Annotated in this window: 17 protein-coding genes; 12 read left to right on the top strand and 5 right to left on the bottom strand. The window is 68.6% G+C overall.

Annotated features, from left to right (window positions below; all coding sequences use genetic code 11):
• Positions 1–6: 6 nt before the first annotated feature.
• The gene (locus tag QRN16_RS00680; RefSeq protein ID WP_285184315.1) at positions 7–1599 is read right to left on the bottom strand and encodes an MBL fold metallo-hydrolase; all 1593 of its coding nucleotides are present in this window, start codon (positions 1597–1599) and stop codon (positions 7–9) included.
• Between the two features lie 103 nt (positions 1600–1702).
• Between QRN16_RS00680 and QRN16_RS00685 the strand changes: the two genes are divergently transcribed.
• Together QRN16_RS00685 and QRN16_RS00690 are read left to right on the top strand one after the other, a co-directional pair.
• Entirely contained in the window at positions 1703–2791 is a 1089-nt protein-coding gene (locus QRN16_RS00685) for a UDP-N-acetylmuramate dehydrogenase (RefSeq protein WP_285184316.1), read from the top strand.
• A 37-nt stretch (positions 2792–2828) separates the two neighbouring features.
• Positions 2829–4010: a L,D-transpeptidase gene (locus QRN16_RS00690; RefSeq protein ID WP_285184674.1), complete on the top strand. Its 1182-nt coding sequence runs from the start codon at positions 2829–2831 to the stop codon at positions 4008–4010.
• A gap of 22 nt (positions 4011–4032) precedes the next feature.
• Here QRN16_RS00690 and QRN16_RS00695 read toward each other — a convergent pair whose 3' ends face one another.
• Positions 4033–4800 (bottom strand): SDR family NAD(P)-dependent oxidoreductase, encoded by a 768-nt coding sequence (locus tag QRN16_RS00695; RefSeq protein WP_222631935.1) that lies wholly within the window; start codon positions 4798–4800, stop codon positions 4033–4035.
• Positions 4801–4820: 20 nt separating this feature from the next.
• Entirely contained in the window at positions 4821–5708 is an 888-nt protein-coding gene (locus QRN16_RS00700; protein ID WP_056442310.1) for a TauD/TfdA dioxygenase family protein, read from the bottom strand.
• 319 nt (positions 5709–6027) lie between these two features.
• Here QRN16_RS00700 and QRN16_RS00705 point away from each other — a divergent pair, with 319 nt between their 5' ends.
• Together QRN16_RS00705 and QRN16_RS00710 are read left to right on the top strand one after the other, a co-directional pair.
• Entirely contained in the window at positions 6028–7356 is a 1329-nt protein-coding gene (locus QRN16_RS00705) for an ROK family transcriptional regulator (protein ID WP_222649801.1), read from the top strand.
• 22 nt (positions 7357–7378) lie between these two features.
• Positions 7379–8107, top strand: coding sequence for a mycothiol-dependent nitroreductase Rv2466c family protein (locus QRN16_RS00710; RefSeq protein ID WP_056441587.1), 729 nt, complete (start codon positions 7379–7381; stop codon positions 8105–8107).
• On the opposite strand, the gene QRN16_RS00715 is transcribed toward QRN16_RS00710, so the two are convergent.
• On the bottom strand, positions 8108–9331 hold the full coding sequence (locus QRN16_RS00715) for an alkane 1-monooxygenase (RefSeq protein WP_285184317.1): 1224 nt from the start codon (positions 9329–9331) through the stop codon (positions 8108–8110).
• An 89-nt stretch (positions 9332–9420) separates the two neighbouring features.
• Between QRN16_RS00715 and QRN16_RS00720 the strand changes: the two genes are divergently transcribed.
• The 5 genes from QRN16_RS00720 (at position 9421) to QRN16_RS00740 (ending at position 15504) form a co-directional block, all read left to right on the top strand.
• Positions 9421–10257 (top strand): alpha/beta fold hydrolase, encoded by an 837-nt coding sequence (locus QRN16_RS00720; protein WP_056441593.1) that lies wholly within the window; start codon positions 9421–9423, stop codon positions 10255–10257.
• 16 nt (positions 10258–10273) lie between these two features.
• Positions 10274–11653 carry a D-inositol-3-phosphate glycosyltransferase gene (mshA, locus tag QRN16_RS00725; RefSeq protein ID WP_222650065.1) on the top strand — a complete coding sequence of 460 codons (1380 nt, stop codon included), beginning with the start codon at positions 10274–10276 and terminating at the stop codon, positions 11651–11653.
• A complete protein-coding gene (locus QRN16_RS00730; protein WP_037186136.1) occupies positions 11650–12207 on the top strand; it encodes a type III secretion system chaperone family protein in 558 nt (185 codons plus the stop codon). The genes mshA and QRN16_RS00730 overlap by 4 nt, the downstream gene beginning before the upstream one ends.
• Before the next feature lie 130 nt (positions 12208–12337).
• The gene (locus QRN16_RS00735; RefSeq protein ID WP_285184318.1) at positions 12338–13939 is read left to right on the top strand and encodes an AMP-binding protein; all 1602 of its coding nucleotides are present in this window, start codon (positions 12338–12340) and stop codon (positions 13937–13939) included.
• A gap of 98 nt (positions 13940–14037) precedes the next feature.
• A complete protein-coding gene (locus tag QRN16_RS00740; protein ID WP_285184319.1) occupies positions 14038–15504 on the top strand; it encodes a carboxylesterase/lipase family protein in 1467 nt (488 codons plus the stop codon).
• On the opposite strand, the gene QRN16_RS00745 is transcribed toward QRN16_RS00740, so the two are convergent.
• Positions 15501–16319 carry an esterase/lipase family protein gene (locus QRN16_RS00745; protein ID WP_222631915.1) on the bottom strand — a complete coding sequence of 273 codons (819 nt, stop codon included), beginning with the start codon at positions 16317–16319 and terminating at the stop codon, positions 15501–15503. The genes QRN16_RS00740 and QRN16_RS00745 overlap by 4 nt on opposite strands.
• 125 nt (positions 16320–16444) lie before the next feature.
• On the opposite strand from QRN16_RS00745, the gene QRN16_RS00750 reads away from it, so the two are divergent.
• The 3 genes from QRN16_RS00750 to QRN16_RS00760 all read left to right on the top strand — a co-directional run bounded on the left by QRN16_RS00750 (position 16445) and on the right by QRN16_RS00760 (position 19175).
• Positions 16445–17200: a phosphoglyceromutase gene (locus tag QRN16_RS00750; RefSeq protein WP_027504492.1), complete on the top strand. Its 756-nt coding sequence runs from the start codon at positions 16445–16447 to the stop codon at positions 17198–17200.
• A 105-nt stretch (positions 17201–17305) separates the two neighbouring features.
• Positions 17306–18475: a sensor histidine kinase gene (locus tag QRN16_RS00755; RefSeq protein ID WP_285184320.1), complete on the top strand. Its 1170-nt coding sequence runs from the start codon at positions 17306–17308 to the stop codon at positions 18473–18475.
• Positions 18476–18491: 16 nt separating this feature from the next.
• Positions 18492–19175, top strand: coding sequence for a winged helix-turn-helix domain-containing protein (locus QRN16_RS00760; RefSeq protein WP_042576719.1), 684 nt, complete (start codon positions 18492–18494; stop codon positions 19173–19175).
• The last annotated feature ends 31 nt before the right edge of the window (positions 19176–19206 follow it).

The following is a 19206-nucleotide window of genomic DNA, read 5'->3' on the forward strand; positions in this document are numbered from 1 at the left end:
CTGAGATTAACTCTGCGCGGCGCGCTCGGACCGCAGCGGGTGGCCCTTCGACGTGAGGCACTTGCCCGTCTCGAGGTTCCAGTCCCACCCGTGCAGATTGCACGTGAGCGTGTTCCCCTCGATCACTCCGAATTTCGACAGATCCGCCTTGAGGTGCGGGCACCGTCGCTGTATCTCCCAGCCGTCCTTGACGATGGTCGCCGTGTCGTCGTGCGCCTCGGCGAACCAGCCGTCCGCGTAAGCGATGCGCTCGTCGGTGAGGCACTTGAAGAACGTGTACAGGAACTCGTTGTAGCCACCGACCCGCTTCGCGCGGAACCGCGTCGACAGGAAGATCGAGTTGACCCAGTCGGACTCGCCGTCCCGCAGCACCGTGCGGACCAGCTCGGCCGGGATCTCGAACGTGTAGCGGAACTTCTCGTCCTGGATCGGTTCGCGGACGATCCGCTTCGGAAAATCGAGCACCACTCTGTCGGCAGCCACCGGAGGTCGACCGGCCTCCGGCCTGCCCGTCAGATTCAGCTCCACCGGGTATCCGATGCCGTCGGAGATCTGGTCGGTCTGCGCCATGATCGGCTCGAACAGTGCGCGCAACGGCCCCAGCAGCGGCTCGCCCGCCGCGGTCGCCCACGATGCCTTCTCGGCCGCGATGACGTCGGCCTGGCGCTGCGCGTACGCCTCGATGTAGTCGGCCTTGCCGGTGGTGAAGATGGCCTCCACCTCGTCGGTGGGCAGCGGGTGCGCCAGCTCGTTCAGTTCGGAACCCGAGAAGTCCGCCGTGGTTCCCGGCATCATCAGCAGGCCCTTGTCGTGGCCGTGGCGGCGCATCTGGTCGAGGAACACCATCTGGTCGGGGAAGATGTTCGCCGGATCGCCGTAGACGTCGTTGAGCGAGCGCAGCTCGTCGTCGAGGAAGCACGGGGGACCTGCGGACGGAATGACCCACGTGGCGCCGACCTGCTCGATGTACTGCCGACACCGGTCCATCTGACGCTGCCGCTTCTGCGTCCCGAACGCGTCCTTGGCGCGCTGCGGCATGTCGTAGACCATCGGGTACCAGATGGCGCCGGAGTACTGCAGCATGTGCACGTCGATGTGGCCGAACGCCTCGGTCATCATGTCCAGGTCGACCGGCCGGGCGTCGTTCATGTTGAACGCGGTGGTCTCACCGTCGCTCACCACCAGACCCGAGTCGCCGATGGGTCCGTCGGCAGGAGCGCGCAGCGCCACGATCATCACGTCGAGGTCGCCCTTGGGGCCGGACACCGTGTGCTTGACCGAGTCGGTCGTCTCGAAGAACGTGGTGAAACCGAGCTTCTCCAGCTCCGTGCGCAGGTCCGGCACCGGGTAGTCGGGGAGCAGCACGACCGCGTCCTTGTTGACGTGCTTCGCCAGGTGCTTCGGATCGAAGTGGTCCTTGTGCAGATGCGAGACGTACAGGTAGTCGCAGTTGCCGAGCTCGTCCCAGTCGAGCTGGGAGTTGTCGGGAAACGGGAACCACGACGTGAAGTACGCGGGGTTGACCCACGGATCGCACAGGATGGACCCCGCAGACGTCTGGATGTGAAATCCCGCGTGTCCGACACTGGTGACCTGCACGTGAATCCTCCCGAAATATGAAACCTGGTTCGGTGACCATGGTAGGCGTGCACACCCGGTGCTCACGACGAGGCGGGGGCAGCGCCGGGTAGCGTTCACCCCCGTGACGAGCAGTCCCCTCCAGTCCGCGACGGCTTCGGAGACCGGCGATCCCGGCTCCGCGACAGCCGCGCACCGCCCCGTGTCCTTCGCCGACCTCACCACGATCCACGTCGGTGGCCCCGTCGGGCGTCTCGTCGAGGCGACCACCTCGCAGGAGCTCGTCGACGCCGTACGCAGCGCCGACGCGGCCGGAACTCCGGTGCTCGTCATCGGCGGCGGCTCGAACCTGCTGGTCGGAGACGACGGTTTCGACGGCACCGTCGTCCGCGTCGCGACGTCCGGGCTCCGGGTCGAGGGCACCAGGATGCACGTGGACGCCGGAGTCGAGTGGGATCTGGTCGTCCGCACCGCGCTCGATCACGGGCTCGCCGGCATCGAGGCACTCTCCGGCATCCCGGGCAGCACCGGCGGAACGCCCGTGCAGAACGTCGGCGCGTACGGCGCCTCCACCTCGGACTGGCTCGAGTCGGTGACGGTGCTCGACCGGGAGAGCGGGGAGGTCGAGGTGTGGGACAACGCACGCTGCGGCTTCGGCTCGCACCGGTCGTCGGCCTTCAAGTACACCGATCGCTACGTCGTGGTGGATGTCACGTTCGCGCTCCGACGCAGCGACGAGTCGGCGCCGGTGCGCTACGCGGCGCTCGCCGAGCGGCTCGGCGTGCGCATCGGAGAGAGCGTTTCGGCGCGCGAGGTGCGCGATGCCGTGATCGCTCTGCGGACCGATCGCGGCATGGTGTGGGACGAGGCGGAGCACGACTCGTGGAGTGTCGGGTCCTTCTTCCTGAACCCGATCGTGTCGTCCGTACCGCCCGAGGCGCTCGGATCGCCGCAGTTCACGGACCCGAAGGGCATCAAGCTCAGTGCTGCCTGGCTCATCGAGCACGCCGGGTTCTCCCGCGGGTACGGCGAGCGCGTCGGCACCGGACGGGCCACCCTCTCCACCCGCCACGTCCTGGCCGTCACCAACCGGGGCGGCGCGAGTGCAGCGGACGTCACCGCCCTCGCGTCGCACGTGCGCGCGGGTGTGCAGGAGAAGTACGGAATCACGCTGATCCCCGAGTGCCGCCTGGTGAACTGCACGCTCGACTGATCGGTCTGTTGCCACAGGTAACGTCGTCCCCGTGAAGATGCAGGGGAGAACACCGTACGCAGCCGTCCTGGCCGTGCTGGCACTCGTGATCGCGCTGGTCGCGGGGTGCTCCGGCACACCCGGGTCCTCGGAGAGCGCCGCGCCGACCACCGAGGCCGCGCCCGTGGCGGCGGTGACCTACGCACCGGCGGCCGGTGCGACCGACGTCTCACCCACCGCTCCGATCTCCGTCTCGGTCGCGAACGGCACCTTCGAGGCCGTGTCGCTCACCACCGCCGACGGCCGCGCCGTCGCGGGAACGCTGGACCCGGCGAAGACGACGTTCACCGTCACCGAGCCCCTCGGGTACGACGCGGTCTACACGTGGGCAGGGACGGCAGTCGGCAGCGACGGCAAGCCGGTGCCGGTCGAGGGCACTCTCGGCACGGTGGCACCGCAGTCGATCACGTCGGTCTCCACCAACATCGGTGACGGCCAGGAGGTCGGTGTCGCGGCGCCGATCATCCTGAAGTTCGACGACGCGATCGTCGACAAGAAGGCGGTCGAGAAGGCGCTGACGGTGACCACGAACCCGCCGACGGCCGGCTCGTGGGCCTGGCTGCCCGACGACGGCGGGTCCCGCGTGCACTGGCGTCCGCAGAACTACTGGGCACCCGGCACCACCGTCGACGTGTCGGCGAAGCTCTACGGCGTGAACTACGGCGGCGGCGCCTACGGCGACTCGGACGTCACGGTGAACTTCACCATCGGTCGGAGCCAGGTCGTCATCGCCGACGCGACCAGCCACCGGATGCAGGTGGTCCGCGACGGCCAGACCGTCATGGACATCCCGGTGAGTTACGGCGAGGGCAACGAGGACCGCAACGTCACACGCAGCGGCATCCACGTCGTCACCGAGAAGTACGAGGATTTCCTGATGTCCAACCCGCCGTACTACGAGAACGTGCGGGAACGCTGGGCCACCCGCATCTCGAACAACGGCGAGTTCATCCACGCCAATCCGCTGACCACGGGAGTACAGGGCTCGTCCAACGTGACCAACGGCTGCATCAACCTCTCCACCGAGGATGCGCAGACGTACTTCCAGATGGCCGTCTACGGTGACCCCGTCGAGGTCACCGGCACGCGCATCGATCTCTCGGCGGCGGACGGCGACATCTACGACTGGGCGATCGACTGGCCCACATGGCAGAGCATGAGCGCCCTGACTGCCGCGTGAAAGTCGGACTGCCGCATGAGAATCAGGTCCGGCGGCTGAAACGGCCGTTCGGGGCCTGATCGCGCGGGCGCACGACGATGGTGTCGAGGTTCACGTGCGAGGGGCGGGACGCCACGAAGCCGATGATCTCGGCGATGTCGGCGGCCACCAACGGGTCGATGCCCTCGTAGACCTTCGCGGCCTTCTCCTCGTCACCGTCGAAGCGGACGAGGGAGAACTCCGTCTCCACCGCGCCCGGAGCGATCTCGGTCAGACGCACGGGCGTGCCCAGCAGTTCGCCGCGGAGCGTCCGGTGCAGCACGCCCTGTGCGTGCTTGGCCGTGGTGTACCCGGCGCCGTTGTCGTACGTCTCGAACGCGGCGATGGACGTGATGGTCACGACGAGACCGTTGCCGGACTCGATCAGTTTGGGTAGCAGCGCCTTGGTCATGCGCAGCGTGCCGACGACGTTGGTCTCCCACATCCACTGCCAGTCGTCGAGGTCCGCCTCGAGGATCGGGGCGAGGCCCTTCGCGCCGCCCGCGTTGTTCACCAGGACGTCCACACGCGGCAGCACCGAGGTGAAGGCCGCGACGGAGTCCTCGTCGGTCACGTCGAGGGCGAGGGCGGTGCCGTCGATCTCCTCGGCCAGTGCCTCGAGGCGGTCGACGCGGCGGGCGCCCACGACCACGTGATAGCCGCCGGCGGCGAGTGTCCGCGCGGTGGCGGCGCCGATCCCGGAGCTGGCTCCGGTGACGACGGCGGTGGGGCGGTCGGTCTGTGTCGACGGTGTCGTCGGAACGCTGGTCATGGGAACCAGGCTAGATCGCGTCAGCTCGCGATCGCGCTGTAGCCCGACGCGTCGCCGGCGACGACGCGCGAGTACTCGCCCTGCACGCTGACGGGAACGTCGCCCGCGAGGGTGATGCGCTCGAGGCGGCGGTACTGGTCGTCGTAGTCGGAGACGGCGTAGTGCTGGGTCGACCGGTTGTCCCAGATGGCGATGTCGCCGAGCTCCCACGACCACCGGATGGTGTTCTCCAGGCGGGTCACCCGGTCCTGCAGCAGCTCGAAGAGTGCGCGGAACTCCTTGGAGGAGAGGCCCGGGAACGACTTGGCGAAGTGGCCCAGCAGGATCGCGCGCTTCCCCGTCTCGGGATGCACGCGCACCACGGGATGCTCGACCTCGAAGTACTCGCTGCGGAACTCCGCGCGGTAGCGCTCGGCCGTCGACGTGACGGACTTCTCGGCAGCGGTCGCCGCGTAGTCGTAGATGTTGGTGTGCACGGCCCACAGCGACTCCGCGAGGGCCTTCATCGCGGGCGGCAGCTGCTCGTAGCCGGCGGTCGCCGACGCCCAGGTGGTGGTGCCGCCGTACGGGGGCAGGTGCACGGCCCGCAGGATCGACGCCTTCGGCACGCGGTCGACGAACGTCACGTCCGTGTGCCAGCTGTCCGCCTTGTCGTACGTGGAATCGATGGCGAGAGTGCGGGTTCCGCGCGACCGGACCGTGGGGTGCGGGGTGGTGGGGATCCCGAGCCGCTCGGCGAACGCGTACTGCACCTTCTCGTCCACGTGATGCTGGCCGCGGAAGAACACGACCTCGTGCTCGAGCAGCGCCTCGTTGATCTCGTGCACGATCTCGTCGGGGAGATCGCCGCCGATCTGCACGTCGTCGATACGTGCGCCGATGTTCGCGCCCAGTTTCACGGTCTTCATGGGCTCACTGTGATGCCGAAGTCGCAGGTTGTCCACCCTTCGAATCACCTCGAGCGAAACAGGCGATTCTGCAGCGCGGCGACATCGGTGCTACTTTTCGGTCATGGCACCAGCGAGGAAGTCCGCACCGCGGGTCACGTATGTGACCGCCGCGCTCGGTTCCCGTCTGCCTCTCGCTCGCGAACTCTGTTGTCGACGCGGTCTCTCACGAGTCTGATCGCGCGTCGACGGACGACCTCGATGTGAGGTCTGACGATCGGGTGTGACCGGCCTCGTTCCCAGGCTCCCGGCCCATCCGTCTCGCTTTCGAGGGATTCCCATGTCTGCCCCCACCGTTCTCGCCCAGAGTTCTGCTCCTCGTACGCCGGGTTCCGCCACGCGGTCCCCGTACGGACGTCCCCACCGGCCGAGGCCGGCGCGCGTCGTCGCGCCCGAACTGCGCGTCAGCGACACTCCGGCCGCCGTCGTCCTGCGCGCCGTGGTGCAGCGCGGCCCCGTGTCGCGCGACGTCATCGTCTCGGCCACCGGCATCAGCACCGCCACCGTCAACCGCCACGTCAGTGCGCTCATCGCCGCAGGGCTGCTGCGTGAGCGTGCCGATCTGTCCACGTCCGGCGCCGTCGGGCGTCCCCGCGTTCCGGTGGAGGTGGACCACGAGGGGCAGTGCACCCTCGGGGTGCACATCGGCGCGACCACCACGCGCATCGTCGCCGTCGACCTGCGCGGCACCGTGCTCGGCGGCGTCGAGATCGCCACACCCTCCGGCCCGCACGCCGGCGCACTGCGCTCCATCGCGGAGAGTGCCGCGTCCTTCGCCGCACGGTGGCACCGGCGCCGCATCCTGTTCGTGGGTGTCGCCATCGGTGGCCGCGTGAACGTGCAGAAGGGCACCGTCGATCACCCTCGCCTCGCCTGGTCCGACGCCCCGGTGGGCGCGGTCCTGGGCGAGCGGCTCGGTGCCGTGGTGGCCGTGGCGCCCCACGTCGAGGCGATGGCAGCGTCGGAGTTGCTGCTCGCGACGGAGTCGGCCCCCGAGGATGCGGGAAGGCCGGAGGCCGGTGGGTCTGTCGGCGGCCGGCCGGGTACGTCGCTGTACTTCTATGCGCGGGAGATGACGGGGTTGGCGCTGACCATCGACGGTCGGGTGCACACCCCCGCGGGCGGCCCGGGGTCGATCGCTCATCTACCGACCGGCTCGGACGCCGTGTGCGACTGCGGGCGTACGGGATGCCTCGAGGCGACCGTGAGCGATCGGGCCGTCGTGGCCGCGGCGCAGCGCGCCGGACTGCTGGACGAGTCGGAGCGTTCCATCGCCGCGGTGTACCTGGCGGCGCGCACGGGTTCCACTGTGGCACAGGGACTTCTGAACGACCGCGCCGATGCGCTGGGTCGCGCACTGGCGTTGGTGCACGATGTCGTCAACCCCGACAGCGTGCAGGTGGGCGGTCAGGCGTTCACCGCGTATCCGGCGGCGATGGAGCGCGTCGAGGCCGCGTTCGAGTCCTCCAGTTCGGTCGCGACGTCGCGGCGAGTGCGGGTCACCAGCTTCGGCAAGCGCGTGCAGGACCACGCTGCGGCGGCGGTGTCCCTCGGCTCGCTCTACGCCGATCCCGTGGTGACGATGCGGAAGATCGACGCTCAGCGCTGATCGCACGGGGAATACTGCGGACATGACAGCGCCCGATCTCCGGTTCTACTTCGACCCGGTGTGCCCGTTCGCCTGGATGACCAGCAGGTGGGTCCGCCTCGTCCAGGCGCAACGGGACTACACCGTCGACTGGAGTTTCATCTCCCTGCGACAACTCAACGCGCACATCGACTACGCGACGCACTTCCCGCCGGAGTACGAGGCGGGACACACTGCGGGGCTCCGGCTGCTCCGGGCTGCCGCGAGCGTGCGGGCCGAGCACGGCCGGGAGGCGATGGGCCCGCTGTACGCCGCGCTCGGCGCGCGGATCTTCGATGCGGAGCCGGTGCCCGACGAGGCCGGTGCTCACGCGCACCGCGGAACGGCCGAGTTCCTCGCACCGATCCTCGCCGGCCTCGGCCTGCCCGAGCATCATGTCCGGGCACTGGACGACACGTCGTTCGACGAGGAGATCCAGGCGTCGACAGACGAGGCGCTGTCTCTCACGGGCAAGGACGTCGGAACACCGATCATCCACGTCGAGCCGCCCGAGGGTGTGGCGTTCTTCGGCCCGGTCATCAGCCGGCTCCCGTCGGACGACGACGCGGTCGAGTTGTGGGACCACGTCGTGGGACTGGCACGGTTCCCGGGATTCGCGGAGCTGAAGCGCAGTCTGCGGGAGCTACCCCAGCTGCGGGCTCTCGGTGTGAGCGAGGACGAGGCGGGCGTACAGCAGGACTGGCACGGCGGTAGTCGGCGCCGGAAGAAGTAGCTACCGCGTCGGCGCGGGGTACTTCGCGAGGTACTTCTCCCGCTTCGCGGGCTGGATGTTGGAGCGCCGGAGGTCGCCGTCGTAGTGCGCGACCACGCGCTTGTCCATCAGCGCCCGCCACAGGAACGGGAAGTACGACACGAGGATCAGGGGCGCGTAACCCGCTGGGAGCTGCGGAGATTCGGGCATGCTCCGCAGCACCTGGTACCGGCGCGTGGGGTTGGCGTGATGGTCGCTGTGCCGTTGCAGGTGGTAGAGGAAGATGTCGGAGACGGCGTAGTCGCTGTTCCAGCTGTGTTCCGGAGTGCAGCGCTCGTAGCGTCCGTTCTCCTTGGTGCGCCGCAGCAGCCCGTAGTGCTCGAGGTAGTTGACGGCCTCGAGCAGCGAGATCCCGTACACCGCCTGCAGAACCAGGAACGGCAGCAGTTCGACACCGAACACGCCGACCAGCGCACCCCACAGGGCGAGGCTCATGAGCCAGGCGGTGAGATTCGCGTTCGAGAAGGAGAAGGTGCGCTTCCCGGTGCGGTGCAGACGATCTCGCTCGAGTGCCCACCCGGAACGGAATCCGCCGAGAACGCTGCGGGGGTAGAACTGCCACAGGGTCTCACCGAGACGCGAGCTCGCCGGATCCTCCGGAGTGGCGACCCGGACGTGATGCCCGCGATTGTGTTCGACGTAGAAGTGCCCGTAGAAGCTCTGCGCGAGCACGATGCGCGAGAGCCACTGTTCGTACTCGACCTTCTTGTGACCGAGCTCGTGCGCCGTGTTGATGCCGATGCCGCCGACGAGTCCGATGGTCAGTGCCACGCCGATCTTCGAGGCGAGTGACAGGCCGTTCTCGAGCCCGAGCCACGAGAGGTCGTCGGCCGTCAGCAGACAGGACGACAGCCCGATGCCGAAGAACTGCATGGGGATGTAGGCGTAGACGCAGCCGCGATACCAGAAGTCGGCTTCGAGAGACTCGACCAGATCCTCGGGCGGATTCTCGTCGAACGGGACGACGATGCGATCCGCGATGGGGACCACGACGTAGAGGAACAGGGGACCCGACCACCACGCGACCTGTGACACTCCCGGTGCCCACCACTGCAGTCCGAAGACGATGCCCACGGAGATGAGCGGAAGCATCGGAGCGATGAGAGCCCACGGCCAGTAGTACCGGTTGAGGTCACGCCATTCGCCCGTCTTCGGCGAGATGGAGCGCTGGTGTGTTTCGGTCACGACGGAACTTTACCGACGAGTCGACGTTGCTCAGGCCGCTGCACGAGCCCTTCTGACATCCCACAACGTGCGCCCAATATGTTGGTGGCATGGCAATACGAGAGGCGCTCGGGCGCGACGGAACATCCCTGGTCTACCGCGTCACGGGAGACGTCTCGGCTCGACCGTTGGTGCTGCTGCACGGCTGGGCCCAGACCGGAGCCTGCTGGGGCGACGACCTCCTCGCCGACCTGTCCGAGCGGTACCGCGTCATCGCGGTGGACCTGCGCGGGCACGGCATGTCCGGTGCCCCCGACGTCGGTTACGACCGGTCCGCGCTGTGGGCCGGGGACGTGCACGCCGTTCTCGAGCAGGAGGGCATCCGCTCGGGTGCGGTCCTGCTGGGCTGGTCATACGGCGGTCTGGTGCTGTGCGACTACCTGTCGGTGTACGGCACCGGTGCGGTGGCGGGTGTCGTCTTCGTCGCGGCGATCACCGCGATCGGTCCGGACCGACCCGGCGGCGCCGTCGGCACGGCGATGCGTGCGGCGATCCCCGGCGCGATGAGCGAGGACTCGCGCGTGGCCATCAGGGCGCTCGCGAGTTTCGGCAACGCCCTCACCGGACCCGGCGAAGGACACGGCGCCGCAGCTCAGGCACTGTTCGGCGCCAGCCTGGCGACGCGTCCACGCGTGCGGTCCGCGGTGTTCCGGCGCGACGTGGGACACGACGAGACGCTGGCGGCGCTGGACGTCCCCACCCTGGTGATGCACGGCACGGCGGACACGGTGGTGGACGTCGGCGCGGGTCGGCACACCGCCTCCGTCGTGCCCGGTGCGTCGACCTCGTGGTGGGAGGGCGTCGACCACGGTCCGTTCGTCGCCGATCCGCCGCGGTTCCTGGGGGAGGTCACGGACTTCGTCGACGCGCTGGGCCGCCGGACCTGACCGGGTGGGCGCGCACCTGCGACGCAATCGGACAGGGCACACTGGAACGGTGGTCCGCCGTCACAGCCCGCATCGGGTAGCCGTGTTGTCGCTGCACACGTCTCCGCTGGCGCAGCCCGGCACGGGGGACGCGGGCGGCATGAACGTGTACGTCCTGCAGACCGCCGTGCAGATGGCGGCGCGCGGAGTCGAGGTGGAGATCTTCACCCGGGCCACGTCCTCCCGTGACGAACCCGTGGTCGAGGCCGCGCCCGGCGTACTGGTGCGCAGCATCGCGGCCGGCCCGTTCGAGGGTCTCGACAAGCACGACCTGCCCACCCAGCTCTGCGCCTTCGCCGCGGGCGTCCTGCGCGAGGAGGCACGGCACGAGCCGGGCCACTACGACATGATCCACTCGCACTACTGGTTGTCGGGGCAGGTCGGCTGGCTCGCCCGCGACCGGTGGAAGGTCCCCCTGGTGCACACCGCGCACACGCTCGCCGCGGTGAAGAACCTGTCGGTGGCGGCGGGGGACAAGCCGGAACCGGCGGCCCGCCGCATCGGTGAGAAGCAGGTCGTCGAGGAAGCCGATCGGCTCACGGCCAACACTCTCGACGAGGCCCGGGCCCTCGTCGATCTGTACGACGCGGCCGAGGACAAGATCGACGTCGTCGCGCCGGGAGCGGACCTGAGCATGTTCCGGCCGGGCGATCGCGCCGCCGCTCGACGCTCCCTGGGGCTGGACGCCGACGACCCCCTCGTGACGTTCGTGGGACGGATCCAGCCTCTCAAGGCGCCGGACGTCCTCGTCGCGGCCGTCGCCGAGATCCACCGGCGGGACCCGTCGTCGCGCGTGCGCGTGCTGGTGGTCGGTGGCCCGTCGGGCACCGGTCTGGAACGGCCCGACTCCCTCATCGAGCTGAGTCGCCGGCTGGGCATCGAGGATCGGGTGACGTTCCTCCCGCCGCAACCTCCGGACAGGCTGGCGGACGTCTACCGCGCGTCGGATCTCGTTGCGGTGCCCAGTTATTCGGAGTCCTTCGGTCTCGTGGCCATCGAGGCCCAGGCGTGCGGTGTCCCGGTGGTCGCCGCGGACGTCGGGGGCCTCGGTGTGGCCGTGCGGGACGGGGAGACCGGCGTGCTGGTGCAGGGCCACGATCCGGCCGACTGGGCCACCGCGGTGCAGTCGTTGCTCGCCGACGACCGTCTGCGCACCGTGATGGCGTCGAATGCCTCACGACATGCGGAGAACTTCTCGTGGGAACACACCTCGGACGCGTTGCTGGACACCTACGCCCGCGCGGCGTGGAGATTCGGCCGTACCGCGGGTGTCGAGAGACCGACAGGTGAGTTCTCGCCTCGCAGACCCCGTGGTCTGTGGCGACTACGACGGACAGGACCGGTGAGAGCGCTGTGACGACGACCGACCAGGTGACGGAACTGATCGACTCGGTGTTGGCCGACCGGGAGTTGGACTACTCCCGGGCCACCGACACGCAGTTCGTCGTGGACCTTCCCGGTGAGAAGAAGCTCAAGACCTCGACGATGCTGACGGTCGGCAACCACGGCGTGCGCATCGAGGCCTTCGTGTGCCGCAAGCCCGACGAGAACTTCGAGGGCGTGTACCGATACCTGTTGCGGCGCAACCGCCGTCTGTACGGAGTGCACTACACGATCGACAAGATCGGTGACATCTACCTCGTCGGCAAGATGTCGACGCACGCGGTCACGGGAGACGAGATCGACCGCATCCTCGGGCAGGTGCTCGAGGCGGCCGACGGCGATTTCAACGTGCTGCTCGAACTGGGCTTCGCCGAGTCCATCCGCCGCGAGTGGGCGTGGCGCGTCTCGCGCGGCGAGTCGCTGAACAACCTGAAGGCATTCGAGCATCTGGTGAACGGCAGGCCGGACGACGGGCCCACGTCCTGGGTGCAGCCGGCGGACCGAGCGGACGACGACGACCGGGACTGATTCGGACACCGTGCAGGTAGGCTCCTTCGTGTGATGGCTGTCACCCGGAATGTCCGTAGGATGTTTATGTGACCGCCCGACACATTAAGGTTGCCTTTCCGTCGTCCCTGCTGTGCCGATGAGGAGTTCCATGAGTTTCCGCAGCCCGTACCCCGACGTCGAGATTCCCGAGCAGAGCGTCTACGAGTTCCTCTTCGGTGACCTCACCGAGGACGACCTCGCGCGCCCCGCCCTGATCGACGGCCCCAGCGGCGCCGTCACCGACTACCGCACTCTCGTCGGTCAGATCAACGGTGTCGCAGGCGCACTCGCCTCGCGCGGAGTGAAGGTCGGCGACGTGGTCGCGGTGCACTCGCCCAACGTGCCGGCGTTCGCGTCGGTGTTCCACGGCATCCTGCGCGCCGGTGCGATCGCCACGACGATCAATGCTCTGTACAACGCCGAGGACATCGCGAAGCAGCTCACGGACTCGTCCGCGACCATGATCTTCACGGTCTCGCCGCTGCTCCCGCAGGCGAAGGCCGCAGCGGAGCAGGTCGGTCTGTCGGCCGATCGCATCGTCGTGCTCGACGGCGCGGAGGGCCACGAGTCGCTGCGCGACCTCCTCACCGAGGGTGCACAGGCGCCCGACGTCAGCTTCGACCCGTCGACCCACCTCGCGGTGCTGCCCTACTCCTCGGGCACCACGGGACGGCCGAAGGGCGTCATGCTCACGCACCGCAACCTGGTGGCCAACGTGTCGCAGATCGAGCCGCGCATGGGCGCGAACCGGGACGACGTCCTGCTCGCCGTGCTGCCGTTCTTCCACATCTACGGCATGACCGTGCTGCTCAACCTCGGCCTCAAGGTGCGCGCGTCGCTGGTCACGATGCCGCGCTTCGATCTCGAACAGTTCCTGAGCCTCACCACCGAGAAGAAGATCACCTACCTCTTCATCGCGCCGCCCGTCGCCGTCGCACTGGCCAAGCACCCGATGGTGGACCAGTACGACATCTCCAGCGTGCGAATGGTGTTCTCCGGTGCCGCCGCCCTCGACGAGAACCTGGGCAACGCCGTCGCGAAGCGACTGAAGACCAAGGTGCGTCAGGGTTACGGCATGAGCGAGCTGAGCCCCGTCTCGCACGCCATCCCGTTCGACGGCGACGACATGCCGCTGAGCAGCTGCGGCACCGCCGTCGCCAACTCGGAGAACAAGCTCGTCGATCCGGCCACCGGCGAGGAGGTGGCCTACCCGGAGCCCGGCTCGGACAAGGTCAGCGAGCCCGGTGAGCTGTGGATCAAGGGCCCGAACGTCATGGCCGGATACCTGAACAACGACGCTGCGACGGCCGAGACGCTCGACGCCGACGGGTATCTGCACACCGGCGACATCGCCGTCGTCGACGGTCGTGGGTGCGTCAGCATCGTGGACCGGCTCAAGGAGCTGATCAAGTACAAGGGCTACCAGGTGCCGCCCGCCGAGCTCGAGTCGCTGCTGCTCACGCACCCGCAGATCGCCGACGCGGCCGTCATCGGCGTGCTCGACGACGAGGGCGAAGAGGTACCGAAGGCGTTCGTCGTGCTGCAGCAGGGCGCCGAGCTCACCGAGGACGACGTCATGGCGTTCGTGTCCGAGAAGGTGTCGCCGCACAAGAAGGTTCGCCGCGTGCAGTTCATCGACACGGTGCCGAAGTCGGCGTCCGGCAAGATCCTGCGCAAGGATCTGCGCGCGGCCGAGCCTGCCGCCGGCTGACACTCCCTATACCACCCGAACACCCTCTCCAGCGTGCTGGAGAGGGTGTTCGCGTCATGTGAGGGGTGTGGGGGCACTCGGGGTGGTACTCATGAGCCATGGACACGATCACCGTCGACACAGCCCAGGGCCAGGTGCGCGGTCGCACCGACAACGGCATCGCCTCGTTCCTCGGAGTTCCCTATGCCGAGGCGCCGTTCGGACCGCACCGATTCCAGGCGCCGACCGCGCCGCCGCGGTGGTCCGGCACGCGCGACGCCCTCGAGCACGGCGCCACCGTCCCGAAGGTCGGGTACCGGCCGCCCACCAGCGAGATCCTCAGCGAGCCCGTGGTGCCCGGCGAGGAGTGCCTGAACGTCGCCGTGTACTCGCCGGACGTCGCCGGCTCCGCGCCCGTGTTCGTGTGGATCCACGGCGGCGCCTTCGTGAACGGCAGCAACGCAGTACCCGCCTACGACGGCACCGCCTTCGCGCGGGACGGCGTCGTCGCCGTGGTGATCAACTACCGGCTCGGCGTGGACGGCTTCGCGCAGATCGAGGGCGCTCCCGCCAATCGTGGTCTGCTGGACCAGGTCGCGGCGCTCGAATGGGTCCGGGACCACATCGCGTCGTACGGCGGCGATCCGGCGCGGGTGACCGTCGCGGGAGAGTCCGCGGGTGCCATGAGCGTCGGCACGCTGCTGTCGATGCCCCGCGCGGAGGGGCTGTTCCACCGCGCGGTCCTGCAGAGCGGCGCCGGCCATCACGTCATCTCGGCGGAGACCGCGGGCACCGTCTCGGCCGCGCTGGCGTCGGCCCTCGGCGTTCCGGCGACGGTGGAGGGGCTCGGCTCGGTACCCGTCGACGCCCTCGTCGACGCCCAGCGCACCCTGTCCGATCGCATCGCCACGGAGGCGTCGAGCGGCGCGTGGGGTGAGGTGGCACTGAACATGATGGCGTTCGAGCCGTGCATCGACGGTGATGTCGTTCCTGCGCTGCCGTATTCGCGCATCGCCGACGGTGCGGGCGCCGACGTCGAACTCCTGCTCGGCACCACCAGTGAGGAGCACGCGTTCTTCCTCGTGCCCGCCGGCATCGTTCCGCACATCACCGAGGACTACCTGCGGACGGTGCTCGCCGGGTATCGACTGGACCCGTCGGTGCTCGACACGTACCGCGATCGGTATCCGGACGCCTCGCCCGGTGAACTCATGATCGCGGTCATGACCGACTGGTTCTTCCGCATCCCCGCCGTGCGCGTCGCCGAGGTGCACCCGGCCCACGTCTACGAGTTCACCTGGCGCTCACCGCTGTTCGACGGGAACCTCGGCGCGTGCCACGCGCTCGAGATCCCGTTCGTCTTCGACATGCTGGGCAAGCCCGAGACCGCCCGCATCACGGGGCCGAACCCGCCGCAGGCGGTCGCCGACGAGATGCACCGCGTCTGGGTCGACTTCGTGCGCGACGGCGATCCCGGCTGGGCGCAGTACGGGTCCGAGCGCACGGTGAAGATGTTCGGGACGGAGTCGGCCGTGGTGAACGACCCGCGGCCCGACACCCGCACGGTGTGGGACGGTGCGCGCTAGCCGGTGAAGGGCGGGACGAACTCGCAGGGCACGGGTCGCGGGTGCGCGGGGTCGAGAGCGTTCAGCACGAACGCCGCGGCCCTCGGCGACCCGACGATGCCGGCATGCTCGGAGAAGTCGACGTCGCACGTGTCCTGTACGACGATGTTGGTCGCGTTCGGAGCCTCGACGTAGCCGTCCGTGTACGGCACGACCACCTCGTCGTACCGCGTCATGATGTTGGTGTACGTGATGCCCGGCGCGTAGCGGTACGACGCGTCGGGCCACGCGAACTGCGACGGGCCCGACCCCTTCCACAGCGGGGCCAGCGAGACGTACCTGTCGATGTCGTCCGCTCCGCCGAGCACCTGCGCGTAGTAGTTGGGCAGCACCGTGCCCTGCGAGTGTCCGACGATGTCGACCTTCTCGGCGCCCGTCGCGGACAGCACCTCGTCGACGAACGCCGCGAACTGTGCTCCCTTCTCGGGAACCGGCCCGAGGCCACCGATCGCGCTGATCGGCCACGCACCCGGCAGCGCACCGTACGTCGGAGCGAAGACGCAGTACCCCTCGTTCTTCAGCAGCGGCGCGTACACGCCCCACCCTGTCTGCTGCCCGGTCCCCGTGCCGTGCACCAGGATCACCGGATTCGGGTGCTCCGCCGTCGGCGCGCACGAGAAGTCGTTGGTTCCGGGCAGCGATCCGCCCGGGTTCGCGATCTCCGCCGGGAAGCCACTGAAGAAGTTGTAGTCGACGGGGAGGGGATCGGCCGTTGCGGTCGGGGCGCACGCGAGCCACGCGCACGCCGCGAGCGCCACTGTCCAGCGGGTTCTCATCTGCAGAGGCTAGCGGTCACGCCGGTTAGGCTCGGCGGAAGCGCAGTTCCCGCTGCGCACCCCGCGCGACCTGCGGCGCGCCCGACCGGTCGTCCCGCCGACGGCATCGTGAGAAACTGGGCGGCATGAGCATCGGAACCCTGATCCTTCTCCGCCACGGCGAGAGCGAGTGGAACGCGTCCAACCAGTTCACCGGATGGCAGGACGTGCGCCTGACCGCCAAGGGTGAGGCGGAGGGGAAGCGTGCCGGCGAGCTGATCAAGGAGGCCGGTGTGCTTCCCGACGTGCTGTACACCTCGCTTCTGCGTCGCGCCATCAGCACTGCGAACCTCGCGCTCGACGCTGCCGATCGGCACTGGATCCCGGTCGTCCGCGACTGGCGTCTGAACGAGCGGCACTACGGTGCACTGCAAGGTCTCGACAAGGCGGCGACCAAGGAGAAGTACGGCGACGAGCAGTTCATGCTGTGGCGTCGTAGCTACGACACCCCGCCGCCCCCCATCGAGGTCGGCTCCGAGTACAGCCAGGACGCCGATCCGCGCTACGCCGATCTCGACAGCGTGCCGCTGACCGAGTGCCTGAAGGACGTCGTCGAACGCTTCGTTCCGTACTACGAGGACGTCATCGTCCCCGAGCTGCGGGCAGGGAAGACGGTCATGATCGCCGCCCACGGCAACTCGCTGCGCGCCCTCGTCAAGTACCTCGACGGCATCTCCGACGCGGACATCGCGGGGCTCAACATCCCCACCGGCATCCCGCTGCAGTACGACCTCACGGAGTCGGGCGACAAGCTCGTTCCCACCGTGCCGGGCGGCACCTACCTCGACCCGGAGGCCGCTGCGGCCGGAGCCGCGGCAGTGGCGAACCAGGGCAAGAAGTAACAACTCGATGAACGCGGTGCGAACGTGCGCCGGACGTGCGGTGACGGCCGGAAAACCCGGCCCACCGTGCGTCGGTGCACGGTCGTGTGACCGTACGATCGGCCCGTGACCACTCCGACCGTCGTACTGATCGCCGCCGTCGCGGCGTTCGGTGGGTACCTCGTCGGTGGAGTGCTGATCCCGTATCTGAACTCCCGCCACATCCTGCGTCAGACCCGCGACAACGGGCTGACGATGTCCCAGGTCCTCGACCTCATCGTGCTGGCCGCGCACAGCGGTATCGCCGTCGTCGACCAGTTCCACGACGTCGTGCTGTTCAATCCGCGCGCCGAGGAGCTCGGTCTCGTCCGCGGTCGGTCGCTCGACGATCGGGCCTGGAAGGCCGCCACCAGGGTCCTCGAGACCGGTGACCACGTCGAGGTCGACCTCACGGTTCTCGACGCCCGCGGGCGCGCCGGCATCGCCGTGAAGGGGCACGCGCAGCTGCTCTCCCAGGAGGATCGCCGGTTCGTCGTCCTGTTCGCCGACGACGACTCCGAGCAGGTCCGCATGGAGGCCACGCGGCGGGACTTCGTCGCGAACGTCAGCCACGAACTCAAGACCCCCGTCGGCGCCATCAGCCTGCTGGCCGAGGCGCTGCTGCAGTCGCGCGACGATCCCGAGTCGGTGCAGCGCTTCGGTGAGCGGATGCTCGACGAGTCCACGCGCCTGGGCAACATGGTCAGCGAACTCATCTCGCTGTCCCGGCTGCAGGGTGCCGAGAAGCTCCCCGATCTCGACGTCGTCGACGTCGACACCGTGGTCAAGAGCGCGCTCTCGCGTTCGGCCCTCAAGGCCGAGGCCACGGGCATCGTCGTCACGACTGACCGACCGAGCGGACTCGAGGTGCTCGGCGATCAGACCCTGCTGGTCACCGCACTGTCCAACCTCGTCGAGAACGCCATCGCGTACTCCCCGAAGGGGTCTCCCGTGTCGGTGACGCGGTCCCTGCGTGACGAGGATGCGACGGGCCCACAGAGCATGGTGGCCTTCTCGGTCACCGACCGCGGCATCGGCATCGCCAAGGAGGACCAGGAGCGCGTGTTCGAGCGCTTCTTCCGCGTCGACAAGGCGCGGTCGCGGGCCACCGGCGGTACCGGTCTGGGACTGGCCATCGCCAAGCACGTCGCCGCCAACCACAACGGCCGCATCGAGCTGTGGAGCAAGCCCGGGACGGGCTCGACCTTCACGCTCCTCATTCCTGCTCACATCGAAGACGACGGCGAGCCGTCATGACCGAGAAGGACACCCCATGACGAGCGTGCTCATCGTCGAAGACGAAGAATCGTTGGCCGACCCGCTGGCGTTCCTGCTCCGCAAGGAAGGGTTCGACGCGACCGTCGTCGGCGACGGCCCCTCCGCCCTCGCCGAGTTCGATCGCGTGGGAGCGGACATCGTCCTGCTCGACCTCATGCTGCCGGGCATGAGCGGCACCGACGTGTGCAAGCACCTGCGCAGCCGCTCCGGTGTGCCGGTCATCATGGTCACCGCGCGCGACAGCGAGATCGACAAGGTGGTCGGACTCGAACTGGGTGCCGACGACTACGTCACCAAGCCGTACTCGTCCCGTGAACTCATCGCGCGCATCCGTGCGGTCCTGCGCCGTGGATCCGACACCGAGGAGATCGACGACAACAGCATCCTCGAGGCCGGACCGGTACGCATGGACGTGGAGCGCCACGTCGTCATGGTCGGCGGGCAGCAGATCACGTTGCCGCTCAAGGAGTTCGACCTGCTGGAGTACCTGCTCCGCAACTCCGGTCGAGTGCTCACCCGCGGACAGTTGATCGACCGCGTGTGGGGCGCCGACTACGTGGGCGACACGAAGACGCTGGACGTCCACGTCAAGCGGTTGCGCTCGAAGATCGAGGCGGACCCCGCGAAGCCCGTGCACCTCGTCACGGTGCGTGGACTGGGGTACAAGCTCGAGGAGTGAGGCCGTTCGGTTTCGGCGAGTACGTCGAAAG

Origin of the sequence: Rhodococcus sp. MEB041 (assembly GCF_030208955.1) — a bacterium.
Lineage (GTDB): Bacteria > Actinomycetota > Actinomycetes > Mycobacteriales > Mycobacteriaceae > Rhodococcoides.

Bases quoted from the DNA above. Each gene is read 5' to 3' on its own strand.
- QRN16_RS00690 (WP_285184674.1), top strand. From the start codon at position 2,829: ATGCAGGGGAGAACACCGTACGCAGCCGTCCTGGCCGTGCTGGCACTC.
- QRN16_RS00695 (WP_222631935.1), bottom strand. From the start codon at position 4,800: ATGACCAGCGTTCCGACGACACCGTCGACACAGACCGACCGCCCCACC.
- QRN16_RS00700 (WP_056442310.1), bottom strand. From the start codon at position 5,708: ATGAAGACCGTGAAACTGGGCGCGAACATCGGCGCACGTATCGACGAC.
- QRN16_RS00705 (WP_222649801.1), top strand. From the start codon at position 6,028: ATGTCTGCCCCCACCGTTCTCGCCCAGAGTTCTGCTCCTCGTACGCCG.
- QRN16_RS00710 (WP_056441587.1), top strand. From the start codon at position 7,379: ATGACAGCGCCCGATCTCCGGTTCTACTTCGACCCGGTGTGCCCGTTC.
- QRN16_RS00720 (WP_056441593.1), top strand. From the start codon at position 9,421: ATGGCAATACGAGAGGCGCTCGGGCGCGACGGAACATCCCTGGTCTAC.
- QRN16_RS00735 (WP_285184318.1), top strand. From the start codon at position 12,338: ATGAGTTTCCGCAGCCCGTACCCCGACGTCGAGATTCCCGAGCAGAGC.
- QRN16_RS00740 (WP_285184319.1), top strand. From the start codon at position 14,038: ATGGACACGATCACCGTCGACACAGCCCAGGGCCAGGTGCGCGGTCGC.
- QRN16_RS00745 (WP_222631915.1), bottom strand. From the start codon at position 16,319: ATGAGAACCCGCTGGACAGTGGCGCTCGCGGCGTGCGCGTGGCTCGCG.
- QRN16_RS00750 (WP_027504492.1), top strand. From the start codon at position 16,445: ATGAGCATCGGAACCCTGATCCTTCTCCGCCACGGCGAGAGCGAGTGG.
- QRN16_RS00760 (WP_042576719.1), top strand. From the start codon at position 18,492: ATGACGAGCGTGCTCATCGTCGAAGACGAAGAATCGTTGGCCGACCCG.